The organism is Thermanaeromonas sp. (genome assembly GCF_021890735.1).
In the GTDB taxonomy this organism is placed as follows: Bacteria; Bacillota; DSM-521; order Neomoorellales; family Neomoorellaceae; genus Thermanaeromonas.
Window position 1 is genome coordinate 1 of the sequence record NZ_JAKKUR010000049.1, and the last position, 11,460, is coordinate 11,460.

Genomic DNA, 11,460 nt, shown 5'->3' on the forward strand with positions numbered 1-11,460 from the left:
TAGAACAATAATTTTTGGCTACCTGATATATCTTTTCCACCGTTGGGTGTTCTGGGGATAGCTCTAAGAAAGCTTTAAGTACCGCCTTACGCTGGCGAGTGAGCCGGTGCTCGCTTTCTTGCAAACGTTGTAAATTATCCTGGACTGCATAAAATTTCTCTCGGTCTTTCAAGACTTTTTCGACATTTTCCATGGATACCCCCCCTTTAGCTTCCTAGCCTCACTTGCAATTTTTCCCAAAGGGAGGTAACAGCACAAGCTGCTTTAGAGTGCTTAACGGTCAGGAAAGACTGGCCACGTGATAATGCCCGGTTAACCTCCTCATCAAAGGGGATCTTCCCTACTATTTCTAGCCCCTGTTGGGCACAATATTTCTCTATTTCTTCACTCTTCTCTAAAGCCAAGTCAAATTTGTTTATAGCGATTACAGTCGGTACTCGGAAATGGCGGGCAAGATTTATTACCCTTTCCAAATCATGTTTACCTGCCACAGTGGGCTCTGTAACCACTAAGGCTAAGGAGACACCCGTCAAGGAAGAAATTACAGGGCACCCTATTCCGGGTGGTCCATCGATTATTATCAGGTTTAATCCTCTCTCCCGGGCCAAGTTGCGGGCCGCCTGCCGGACAACTGTAACAAGTTTCCCCGAATTTTCCTCCCCCACTCCTAGGCGGGCATGGACCAAGGGGCCAAAATTAGTCCGGGAGATATACCAATATCCTACCGCCAACTGCTTAAATTCTACGGCCCCTACCGGGCATAAGCGGAAGCAGACACCGCACCCTTCACAAAAAACAGGGTGTATCCGGAAATCCTTTATGGCTTCAAAACGGCAGGCTTCTTCGCATAGACCGCATCTGGTACACCGCTCTATATTAATACTTGCCTTATAGCCTCCCCAGAATTCATTGCTGCTTTCTTCTTCGGGATGGAGAAGAAGGTGTAAGTCCGGGGCATCTACATCACAATCTACCAACACTTTATTTTTAGCTAACATGGCCAAAGCCCCTACTAAGGAGGTTTTCCCCGTTCCACCTTTACCACTGATAACCAGTAGTTCAAACACCTTTCTTCACCATCCCCACTATTCTCTGCCATAGTTCCTTAAAGGCCGGTATCCATTCGGGAAATTTTAAAACAAGGGGGTGCCCTTGGGCATAACAAGCAGCATAACGCTGATCAAAGGGTATTTTCAAAACGACCGGGATACCTTCTTGATAACAATATTTTTCTACATCACCATCTGTAGAAGTGGACCGGTTTATAATAACCCCGCAAGGGATCCCTAGCTCCCGGGTTACCTCTACGGCCAGTTTCAGATCATAAAGCCCGAAGGGTGTGGGTTCTGTAACTAAAAGACAAAAATCGCTTCCGTTTATGGCAGCCACAACCGGGCAAGAAGTGCCGGGCGGGGCATCTATTATAACATCCTTGTCAGGTTGAGCGTGTTTCTTAACTGCTTTTATAACCGGCGGGGCCAGCGGTTTACCTATATCCAGCCGGCCTTCTACCATTTCTATGCTGCCCGCCCGGCCACTGGCGACTACGCCTATCCGGAAAGGAACCTCCCTTATAGCTCCCTCGGGACAAAACCTGCTGCACGCACCACATCCATGGCACAGCTCGGGAAAAACTAAAACCTTCCGGCCCGCTACGGCTATGGCATTGAAGTTACATATCTTAGCGCAAGTTCCGCAATAGTTGCATTTATTTTCATCTATCTCCGGGACTAAAAGGGTTACTTCCTCTTCTCGGGTATAAACAGGTTTTAAAAATAGGTGACCGTTGGGTTCTTCCACATCGCAATCGAGGAATTGGATGGGTACACTTCCTCCCAGCGCCAGAGCTAAACTCACGGCCACTGTAGTCTTACCTGTCCCGCCCTTACCGCTGGCCACCGCCACTTTCATAAGGTTGAATTCACCACACTTCTTGTTTATGGCTTAATCTAGGCTTAAAGCCCCGTTAGGGCACTCATCCACACAAGCACCGCACTCTATGCACTCTTCCTCGTTTATTTTAGCTACCCCTTCAACAGTTATAGCTTCTACAGGACATACATCTGCACACGCCCCGCACCCAGTACACTTTTCTTGCATTACTCGTGCAGCCATTAGGTACCCCCCTAAAGTAAATTAACATCCATGATGGTGGTCGTGCTGGCACGGACCGCCTTGGTTTCTTAAATTGCCCTTTAGATATTCCCGAACGATTTCGTCAACCAGGCCTCCTACGCCGGTGACGGTTTCGATCCCTTGCTGGCTGAACAACTCCATCGCCCTTGCTCCCATACCCCGGGCGATTACGCACTCTACACCCAAACTAGCCAAATATCCCGGCAGAAACCCCGGTTGATGCCCGGGATTGGGGATCACTGTCTTGCTTAAGATCTCCCCGTTTTCGACTTCGAACAAAGTATAATAGGAGCAATGCCCGAAATGTTCGGCTACCATATTGCCTTCTGTAGCTACCGCTATCTTCAAAACTGTCTCCCTCCCCTTCCCCAACCGAAATGCGGACCTACCGTGGCCCCAGAAAGAGGTGTCGCTTTACCTTCTTTTAGCTCTTCCAAGGCAGCTTTAACTGTAGACACGGCCGTCTGGTAAATTTTTATCCCTGCGCTTTGTAATACACGCATAGCATTAGGACCAACCTGCCCGGTCAGTAGAACTTCTATCCCTTTGTTTATCAGCAACTGGGCAGCGCTTATACCAGCCCCGCCTCCAGCCGCCACACCGTCATTGGGGATAGCCTCGATTATTTCGCCATCAGGTCCTGCTATAACAAAATAAGAGCAGCGTCCAAAACGCGGGTCTACACTGGCTTCCAGGCTAGGCCCTTGAGCCGTGACAGCTATTTTCACCTTTTACCCCCCTATAGATTATGGCCATTTGTTCATTTTGTATTATAACCCTATTATGACCATATGTCAATAAAAAACAGATAAAAACCATGGGAGCCATCCCTGCCTGCTTAAGCTAGAGAGCCCCCATGGTTCTAGCAAGCTTAAAAAGTTGCACTTTAGCGCTGGGCTTTAATGGCCACAGAAACAGTAACGCTCAAAACCTGCAAGGTAAGCAATACCAGCGATAGTAACTCCATAAAATATAATGGGTTTTTCCCCTAATAAAGGGGTTAGAGTATCGTTTACTGCTGTCGTCCCTGTAGCAACTATTATATCGCACCAGTCTAAAATCTCGGGCGTATGGGAAACGTCTTCCACTATAGCCTTACCTTTTTTCTGCCCAATATTATCCGGGTCTAAATCAACTACCCTTAAAGGAAAATGTTCAGCTAAGTTTGTGACCATAGCAGGTTGTAGCCCGATGAAAGCGATACGGGGATGTCCAAAACGTTCTCTTATATAAGCTACTAATTGTAAAGCACACTGCCCGGGTTCTTTATCCCGGCAATGTACGGTCTTATCCACTAGCTTTAAATACCGCATAACAGCATTGAGAGTGGCTACAAACACCGCTCTCTCGAAGTTGTTCTTTAAAGGCAAAGCAAGTACATCTTCTATAGTACCTCGAAAGTTGCCGGGCATGTCAGTAAAAGCTTGACCCCGGTTACCTAAAAATAGAGCTTCCATCATCACTTCTTTACCCTTTAAAAGAGGGAAATCATATCTTTCTGGCCGGCCGATGGCTTCCTCAGGCGTCAGAGGTCTAGCATTTATTACTTGTATCTCTTCCCTTTGTAAGCCATTAGCTGTAACCAACTGGCTAAATTTCTCCCGAATATCTTCTAAAAAGGCCATTTTCGCTCCCTTCCCCTAGTCAATTTCTAAAACACGTCCCACATCACCTAAAGTAGATAAAGTAGACTTATCCCTTAAGGCCCGATAAAGACTTACAAGGACATCCGGCTAATAAAACCTTGTACACGTTCTAACAACATACCTTGGTAATTCTCTATTTTACCCCGGTCGGATAAGGCGGTCAGCTCCGGGTCGAGGGGCAAAATGCCCAAAAGGGGTATACCGGCTTTAGCTGCCGCCTCTTCGGCCCGGCTCGGGCCAAAAATGTAAATTTCCTTACCACAGTCCGGGCAAAGGACATAGCTCATATTCTCTACAAGGCCTAATATTTTAACCTTCATCAAGCTTGCCATTTTAATAGCCTTGCGCACTATCATATTGGCCAGTTCCTGGGGTGAGCTAACGATCACAATCCCAGCCAGAGGAAAAGATTGCATCACCGTAAGAGGCGCATCCCCAGTACCAGGGGGCAAATCCACCAATAGATAATCAAGTTCACCCCAAACTACATCCGTCCAAAACTGTTTTACTGCGCCTGCAATGAGCGGGCCACGCCAGATAACAGGATCGTCTTCATGAGGTAACAACAAATTCAAGGAAACAATCTTTATCCCTAGCAAACTTTCTGCCGGAAGAATTCCTAAAGTGCTCCCCTGGAGGGATCGGTGAATGTTAAACATTTTAGGAATACTGGGACCCGTAATATCCGCATCGAGGATACCTACCTGATAACCTTCACGGGCCAGGGCAACAGCCAGTAACGCGGTTACTGAAGATTTGCCCACCCCACCTTTGCCACTCATAATACCAATTACATGTTTTATATGGTTTACGTCCTTGGAAGGGAGCTTTTCTGCTGTTTTCGTTTCGCAAGTAGCAGAAGTACACGTTTCAGGGTTGCAGGTCTCACAAGCTTCTTTACTCAACGTTTCCTCACCACTTTCTAATCTTTTTTGGCGTCTTGCAGCGCCTTCTGTTTTGAACTTTTAGCCAGGTAATCCTGGATAGCTTTATGGAGGGCTTCAGCACCCAAATTAGAGCAATGTATTTTGGGTTCAGGTAATCCTCCCAAAGCTTCGATAATATCCAGGTCGGTTATCTTCAAGGCCTCCTCCACCGTCTTCCCCTTGGCTAATTCGGTCAATATGCTGCTGGTGGCTATAGCTGCCGGGCAACCAAAAATTTCAAACTTCACATCTGTTAATTTGCCTTTCTGTACCTTTATATAAATCTTTAAATAATCACCACAATCAGGATCTCCTATTACGCCTATGCCGTCGGCATCCGGTAGGCAACCTACATTACGCGGGTTAAGGAAATGGTCCAATACGCTGGTATTGTACATAAGTCCACCTCTCAAGCTTACCTTCGATAGCCATCAGCTATGACAACAACTGCCGGGTACACAATCGCCTAGCCGGACATCTCTACCGCAACATAATCTTTTGGAATCTGAACCCATTCGTGTACCACCTTTGATTATATTAGGTGGTGAAAATATCCTAACCAATCTGCTACTCCCGCAAGCGGGACAACTCTGAGCTTCCTCCCGCTTATAGAAAACGCTCATCGCTCCACAATCGGTACACTTATACTCGAATTCGGGCATCCCCATCTCCTCCTAAAGTCTCTTTTTGTGCAGCCTTTATGGTCATTTGTTCATACGTATTTTATCCCGAATTTGAACGTATGTCAATTAAAAATAAAATCCTTAGCATATGACTTCGAACATCCTTGACAAGCAGGATTACCCGAGGCCACTATCTCTTCAACCGTCTCAGCCTCTATTAAAGTCCCATTAGTGGTTGTTCCCACCAGGCATCCCACCTGTTTAGCACGCTTAACTAAGGTGAAAAAATGGGGGTGAAGAAAAGGCTCACCCCACCTCTGGAGAAATACCAGGTTAGCCTCGGAGAAGTAAGGTTACCAACGTTTCAAAAGTATCTATGTTGAGGTGCCTACCTGCCCAGATGTCGCGATAAACAGTATGGGGACAATATGTACACATGGCATTACAATTAGGAAGTAACCTCTATCTGGATCCAGCTCAAATTTTAGGGCATGTTTTAAAATCCCCCATAGAAAGTAAATGTGACTATCCCTAAGAATTAATGAGCTAATGGTATAATAAAGTGGAAAGTGCTCCCCTGGCCAGGTTTGCTCTCCGCCCAAATTTGACCGCCATGACCTACTACAATCTCTCTAGCAATGGCCAAACCTAAACCCATCCCTCTTCCAGCCTGTAGTTGGGAAGACCTGGAACGGTAAAAACGTTCGAAAATATAGGGCAGGTCTTGGGGGTCTATGCCCGGCCCAGTATCAGCAATGCACACATGGAGATGATCTTTTTCTTTTTTTACCTGGAGTCTGATGAGCCCTGCCGGCGGTGTATGCCATAAGGCATTGGATAATAAATTCAAAAAAACCTGGGTTATACGATCAGGATCTATTCTTACTAATGGCAAGGAGCGTTCTACTTCGAGTCGAAACTCTATACCCCGGCTAGCAGCTTCAGCTGCAAAGGTAGTGGTCACCCGTTCTAACAATTCTTCCAGGGAAACCTCCTGAAAGTGGAGAGCAAGTTTTCCTATCTCCGCTAAGCTTAGCTCCTCTAAATCTTTCACGAGCCTAGAGATCCTTAAAACCTCATCATGTAAAGAAGCAATGAGTTCCGGGGTGGGCTCAGATACTCCTTCCTGTATAGCTTCCAGGTTACCCCTTAACACAGCTAAGGGTGTCCGCAATTCGTGGGCGATATCGGCCATTAAATTTTTTCGCGAATTCTCATAGCCTTCTAAGCTGTTGGCCATGGAATTAAAGGCTTGGGCTAGCTCACCTATCTCATCTTTACTAGATATATTAACCCGGTGATTCCACTGGCGGCTAGCAATTTTACGCGCAGCGGAGACCAACTCCCCTAAAGGTGTAGTTAACCGGCGAGCAAGGAATAATCCTAAGGCTATAGCTAACAAAAAGGCCATCAGGCCGCTTAAAGCGGTACCCAGCAAAACGCTATCCCTAAAATCCTGTTCTATGGAACGTATCCCTGTTTCGGACCTAGTGGTTACTAAAAGGTAGCCTATGGTATCCTGATTATAATTTAAAGGAAAAGCTTCTTTTAGTTCAGCCGGGTTTAACCTTTTACCGAGAAAGCTTCCGTCAGAATCTCCGATTACTTTACCTTCCTTATCTGTCAATATAATTCTTTCTAGGCCCCCCCGACCAGAAAAGCCCGGGCCGCCCCGTCCCCACCCGGGCCTGGGGTAACTAAACAGGGACTGTACCCCTTCAAAGCTCTCATTATTACGACGATAATAGGAAAGAAGGATAGATCGCCATTCTAAAATTCTAAGTTCTTTTTGCCGGTTTAAATAAGTGTTAAAGGAGCGACCGGCAATAATATTGGAGGTAATAGCCACCAGAGCTATGGCTACCAAAGCTACTGTCACCATAGCAGCAGTGATTTTAAAAGATAGCTTCATATCCTATCTGGGCCTGAACTTGTAGCCCACTCCATAAACAGTAAGTATATATTGGGGATTAGCAGGGTTTTTCTCTATCTTCTTTCGCAAATTGCTTATATGGGTATCCACTGAGCGCTCATAACCCAAAAAAGCCTCTCCTAAGGCTAAATCTAATAACTGCATACGAGTGAAGACCCGACCTGGATGGCGCGCCATAACCGAAAGAAGGGCAAATTCAGTAGGGGTTAGTTCTATTTCACGACCCTCTACCCTTACTTCCCGCGTAGTAAAATTTATGTAAAGATCGCCAAGGGTTAATTCCTCATGTCGATATGCGTCTTTAGCCTTACTTCGCCTTAACACCACTTTTATGCGAGCCACCAGCTCTCTCAGGCTAAAAGGCTTGGTTATATAATCATCTGCACCTAGCTCTAGGCCTAAAAGTTTATCTACTTCTTCACTCTTAGCTGTTAACATAATTATAGGAATATCGGATTTTTGTCTTACCTGTTTGCAAACTTCTAAACCGCTTAGCCCTGGCAGCATCCAGTCGAGGACTACTAAATCAAAATTGTGTCCTTCTAAAATCTGTAAGGCCTCAGGACCTGTAGTTGCCGTTTTAACTTGGAATCCTTCACCAGCTAGGTAGCTGGCTACCATTTCCTTAATTTTTTCTTCGTCCTCTACTACCAGGATTAACGGTGCACCCATCTTTTTTACTTAATAACCTCCCTGGTATCGTCTGCCTTTTATTCAGACCATGGATGTTCCTCGCTATGGATATTCTGTACAGGCAGGGGTCTGATGACCCCCGCCTCTCCCATTACCTGCTATTCCCACCACTTCCCAGGCCAAAACCACGACCCATTCTACCCTGACCTAAGCCATTCCCTCTAAGCCCGGCCTGGCCGTTACCAGAGCCATTATCAAAGCCCTTCCCAGCCCAGGGTGGTGGCCCCACAGAGGTACGGCTAACATTGTACTCCACACGTTGTTCCATATTCTTTAGGCAGAGTTCAGCTTGTTCCTGAGTAAGGCGGCCTTCCTTTACCATCTGATCCAGAATACTTTTGCGCTCCTCCAAAACTTTTTGTACTAGCTGGTTTTTGTCCACTCCTTGGGCCTCAGCAATTTCCACCAGAGATTGGCCAGAACGGCGCTGTTCTAAAATTTTAGCTTCATCAACCCCTAAAATCGCCGCAACAGTACTGACCAAATTCCCCTGCATCCGACCAATTCGTAGTCCCAAACCCGGCCTGGTGGTACTGGTAATATCTTCAGCAAAGGCCGGAGTCAAAAAGAGACCCACTAATAATACGGAAAGAATAGCCAACCATCTTATGCGCCTCACGTGTTAGCAACCCCCTTCGCTAATTTTTAAGTCCGGCATAGGAATATCTCCTTGCCTCGGTTTCTAGTATAAAGGGCAGTTACCAAAAAGTACTCAAGGGATTATCAAGAAATTGTTAAGGCTAGAGCATAATTGGGTAGTCTCTCCCGTATATGCTCTAGCGCTTTTGTTGGAAGCTGGGGACAGTCTAAAAGTAATGGTGGGAGTAGAGATAGGCTTAAAAACCGCCCTCCTTACCCCCTTTATTCCAAGGAATAAACCACGACTACTTTATTCTGAAGAAGCTCAGGCATCTCTCCTAACCTCCACCCAGGCGTAGTAGTCTCGGCATAATAGTAACGCTGGCCTTGGTATTCAAAGTAAAACAAGCTTTCTCGCGTCGGAAGTTCACGGGTATCAAAGGCAATACCTACTGCTTCATGGCCAATGTTGTTTCCAAATTCCTCGGGAGGAAATTCTAAAAGGGCAACCTGGTACCCAAGCGCTTTAAGAAAGCCAGCTAAAAGGATGGATTTGCTTTTACAGTCGCCGCCTTCTAGGATAGTGGTAGCTGGCAGGCGGGGCAGAGGAGTGTAAATGTAGGGCAAGGATTGAACAAAGCTCAAAATGAATTCCGCTTTATAAAAACGATTATATCCTTCTTTAGCTGCCTGGCGATGTAGTTCAAGAGCCAGATTATTAGTATAAGTGTAGTTCATCTGCTCTTTTACCCAGGGCCGAAAATCGCCAGCAGGTGCTTGTAATACTGAAAGTAAAAACTCCTTAGTAGAAGAGGGCAAGCTCTCTAAAAGGGTAGCCCGCTCATACGATGTCAGGGTGTTCCATTCTTCTAAGAATTTTTCCAAATTTTTGTTGTATTCCCTTAAAGAAGCAGGTACTATTATCTGCCACTGGTATTGGGTCCCCCGATAATCCCATAAATAGCTCTTCTTGAAAGCTTGGGTTCCCCTATAGGAAGTGAGGAGCTGGGATTTATCAGTTTCTCCTGGTGTAATATCCTGGTTAGCCGTAATTATTACTTTTTGCCCTTCTTCCTCCCAAGTTACTTTATACCCTAAAGCTTCTGCCACATAGCGGGCGGGTAAGTAAACTCGCCCCTTTAATAAGAGGGGAGCTACATCCATGGGAAGACTCACAGAAGTAACTACTTGGGCTTCACCCGACTGGACCCTTTTAATTACACTTAGATATTTGTTATGTACTCCCAGCCTTATCTCAAAATAAGCAGAATCTATAGTTGTCTTCAAAGTAACAATACCTGTAGCGCCATCCCAAGAGATATTTCCCGGAGCTACATTTAAGGCATAAGCTAGGTAGCGTAAAGGTACAAAAGAGCGACCGGAGGATAGGAAGGGCACAGCATCCATACTAAAAGTTTGCTCATTAACCCAATAAGTAGGTTGGCCTATAATAAAGGTAACGCGCAGACCACTAGCATAGGCAGGCGCAATAAAGCATCCAAAGCTAAAGAGAAAAATAAAAAGCCCTATTATTATCCAGTACGCTTTCCGTCCCAAAGAATTTCTTAACCCCCTTTTGCGGGTAAAGGTTTTCTTTCTAAAATAAATTTCGAAAAAGGGGTTGCTTTCCCTTCTTACCCCTTTTAAATTAAACTACATTTAACTCCCTCTCGCTGGACCATCTCCACTTCATCTCCACTTCATCTCCACTTTTCGAACATATGTACCATAAAGTAAGGTTAAATTAACCTCCTTATAAGACCACAAAAGCCGGGTAGGAGCATTTACTACCCGACTTTTTATTTTCGCCGCCTGGAGAGCAGGCGGACGAGATCGCTATGAATCTTTCCGTTGGTTGCTAATATAGAAGGGCTAGACAAAGAAAAAGGCTCCCCCTGGCAAGTAGTAACACATCCCCCAGCTTCTTCTACCAAAAGCTTACCTGCTGCTACGTCCCAGGGAGAAAGCCTCCATTCCCAATATCCTGTAAGCCGACCACAAGCTACATACGCCAGCTCTAACGCAGCCGAACCCAAAGCCCTCAAATCCCGTACCCGAGGAGCCACATTCCGGATGTTGATTAAAGTTTCTTCCTCAGGAGATATGTTATAGGGAAACCCAGTACACACTAAGCTCTCCTGTAAATTATTCTGCTCGGAAACCCTTATAGGTTTATCGTTAAGAAAGGAGCCAAAGTTTCTATGGGCATAAAACATCTCCTCGCGGTTAGGATCGTAAACCACCCCGAGGGCGATATCTCCTCCTCGCTGTAGGGCAATAGAAATGCTAAAAAAGGGCAAGCCCTGGACAAAGTTGGTAGTTCCATCCAAAGGGTCGATGATCCACAGATCGGCTCGTTGAGCCTCTTTCCCACCTACACTAGGCTCTTCTATCCCTCCCTCTTCTCCCAAAATCCTGTCCCCTGGGAAATTTTCGCGTAAGAGTTTCTTGATCAAAGCTTCTGATTGCCGATCTACTTCAGTAACAAGATCTGTGACCGAACTCTTAGTAGAGAAGTGTTTCACCCTTCCCAAGGCTTCCCGGACGTATCTCCCAGCTTGGAGGGCTGCCTGTTTGGCTACCTCAAGCTTACTTTTTAACTCCTCTTGCCTATCCTGCATATTCCACCTCTCCCTTTCCCGGGCTTACTTTTTTACAACTAAACTTAAGCCCCCTTTTAACAAGGGGGCTTTTAGCGATTTACATATGCATATACGCGCTCCAAAATTTCTTCCGGAGCTACCACGATCAACACATCTCCGGCGCGAAGAGGAGTTTCGGCCGAAGGAGAGAAGATGATTTCATTGTTCCGCTGTATGGCTACTACAGTAGCTCCGGTTTTAGCCCGGAACTCGCAACTAGCCAAGGTTTTCCCCACCAACGGTGAACTTTCAGATAAAGAGATTTCATGGAGTTTCTGCAAT

General features: G+C 46.0%; 15 protein-coding genes and 1 pseudogene. All 16 read right to left on the reverse strand.

The features are described from left to right. A pseudogene (locus L5656_RS07990) lies at positions 1-193 on the reverse strand (hypothetical protein); the annotation flags it as partial. Between the two features lie 13 nt (positions 194-206). Further along, a complete protein-coding gene (locus L5656_RS07995) occupies positions 207-1,067 on the reverse strand; it encodes a P-loop NTPase (RefSeq protein ID WP_297201534.1) in 861 nt (286 codons plus the stop codon). Further along, complete coding sequence (locus tag L5656_RS08000) at positions 1,060-1,911, reverse strand: ATP-binding protein (RefSeq protein ID WP_297201537.1); 852 nt, start codon at positions 1,909-1,911, stop codon at positions 1,060-1,062. The genes L5656_RS07995 and L5656_RS08000 overlap by 8 nt, the downstream gene beginning before the upstream one ends. A gap of 33 nt (positions 1,912-1,944) precedes the next feature. Next, the gene (locus tag L5656_RS08005) at positions 1,945-2,115 is read right to left on the reverse strand and encodes a 4Fe-4S binding protein (protein ID WP_297201540.1); all 171 of its coding nucleotides are present in this window, start codon (positions 2,113-2,115) and stop codon (positions 1,945-1,947) included. 21 nt (positions 2,116-2,136) lie between these two features. Beyond that, positions 2,137-2,484, reverse strand: a complete 348-nt coding sequence (locus tag L5656_RS08010; RefSeq protein WP_297201543.1) for a NifB/NifX family molybdenum-iron cluster-binding protein — start codon at positions 2,482-2,484, stop codon at positions 2,137-2,139. Beyond that, positions 2,481-2,864 (reverse strand): NifB/NifX family molybdenum-iron cluster-binding protein, encoded by a 384-nt coding sequence (locus L5656_RS08015; protein WP_297201546.1) that lies wholly within the window; start codon positions 2,862-2,864, stop codon positions 2,481-2,483. Before L5656_RS08015 ends, L5656_RS08010 begins: the two co-directional genes overlap by 4 nt. A 171-nt stretch (positions 2,865-3,035) precedes the next feature. Next, the gene (locus tag L5656_RS08020; RefSeq protein ID WP_297201549.1) at positions 3,036-3,761 is read right to left on the reverse strand and encodes a Rossmann-like domain-containing protein; all 726 of its coding nucleotides are present in this window, start codon (positions 3,759-3,761) and stop codon (positions 3,036-3,038) included. Between the two features lie 92 nt (positions 3,762-3,853). Next, entirely contained in the window at positions 3,854-4,687 is an 834-nt protein-coding gene (locus L5656_RS08025; RefSeq protein ID WP_297201550.1) for an Mrp/NBP35 family ATP-binding protein, read from the reverse strand. Positions 4,688-4,704: 17 nt separating this feature from the next. Continuing rightward, the gene (locus L5656_RS08030; protein ID WP_297201552.1) at positions 4,705-5,106 is read right to left on the reverse strand and encodes an iron-sulfur cluster assembly scaffold protein; all 402 of its coding nucleotides are present in this window, start codon (positions 5,104-5,106) and stop codon (positions 4,705-4,707) included. Between the two features lie 33 nt (positions 5,107-5,139). Next, positions 5,140-5,376, reverse strand: coding sequence for an FmdB family zinc ribbon protein (locus L5656_RS11400; RefSeq protein ID WP_366018130.1), 237 nt, complete (start codon positions 5,374-5,376; stop codon positions 5,140-5,142). A gap of 493 nt (positions 5,377-5,869) precedes the next feature. After that, on the reverse strand, positions 5,870-7,243 hold the full coding sequence (locus L5656_RS08035) for a sensor histidine kinase (RefSeq protein WP_297201554.1): 1,374 nt from the start codon (positions 7,241-7,243) through the stop codon (positions 5,870-5,872). Between the two features lie 3 nt (positions 7,244-7,246). After that, positions 7,247-7,936: a response regulator transcription factor gene (locus L5656_RS08040; protein WP_297201556.1), complete on the reverse strand. Its 690-nt coding sequence runs from the start codon at positions 7,934-7,936 to the stop codon at positions 7,247-7,249. A gap of 112 nt (positions 7,937-8,048) precedes the next feature. Further along, positions 8,049-8,576: a DUF2680 domain-containing protein gene (locus tag L5656_RS08045; protein WP_297201559.1), complete on the reverse strand. Its 528-nt coding sequence runs from the start codon at positions 8,574-8,576 to the stop codon at positions 8,049-8,051. Between the two features lie 242 nt (positions 8,577-8,818). Then, positions 8,819-10,093: a copper amine oxidase N-terminal domain-containing protein gene (locus L5656_RS08050; RefSeq protein ID WP_297201562.1), complete on the reverse strand. Its 1,275-nt coding sequence runs from the start codon at positions 10,091-10,093 to the stop codon at positions 8,819-8,821. 242 nt (positions 10,094-10,335) lie between these two features. Then, positions 10,336-11,157 carry an inositol monophosphatase family protein gene (locus tag L5656_RS08055; protein ID WP_297201565.1) on the reverse strand — a complete coding sequence of 274 codons (822 nt, stop codon included), beginning with the start codon at positions 11,155-11,157 and terminating at the stop codon, positions 10,336-10,338. A 71-nt stretch (positions 11,158-11,228) separates the two neighbouring features. Then, the coding region (locus tag L5656_RS08060) for a cation:proton antiporter regulatory subunit (protein ID WP_297201567.1) at positions 11,229-11,460 on the reverse strand (232 nt) is incomplete at its 5' end.

What these genes read in the sequence shown, in the direction of transcription:
- L5656_RS08000 (WP_297201537.1), bottom strand. Translation starts at nt 1,911, where the DNA reads ATGAAAGTGGCGGTGGCCAGCGGTAAGGGCGGGACAGGTAAGACTACA.
- L5656_RS08005 (WP_297201540.1), bottom strand. Translation starts at nt 2,115, where the DNA reads ATGGCTGCACGAGTAATGCAAGAAAAGTGTACTGGGTGCGGGGCGTGT.
- L5656_RS08020 (WP_297201549.1), bottom strand. Translation starts at nt 3,761, where the DNA reads ATGGCCTTTTTAGAAGATATTCGGGAGAAATTTAGCCAGTTGGTTACA.
- L5656_RS08030 (WP_297201552.1), bottom strand. Translation starts at nt 5,106, where the DNA reads ATGTACAATACCAGCGTATTGGACCATTTCCTTAACCCGCGTAATGTA.
- L5656_RS11400 (WP_366018130.1), bottom strand. Translation starts at nt 5,376, where the DNA reads ATGGGGATGCCCGAATTCGAGTATAAGTGTACCGATTGTGGAGCGATG.
- L5656_RS08035 (WP_297201554.1), bottom strand. Translation starts at nt 7,243, where the DNA reads ATGAAGCTATCTTTTAAAATCACTGCTGCTATGGTGACAGTAGCTTTG.
- L5656_RS08040 (WP_297201556.1), bottom strand. Translation starts at nt 7,936, where the DNA reads ATGGGTGCACCGTTAATCCTGGTAGTAGAGGACGAAGAAAAAATTAAG.
- L5656_RS08055 (WP_297201565.1), bottom strand. Translation starts at nt 11,157, where the DNA reads ATGCAGGATAGGCAAGAGGAGTTAAAAAGTAAGCTTGAGGTAGCCAAA.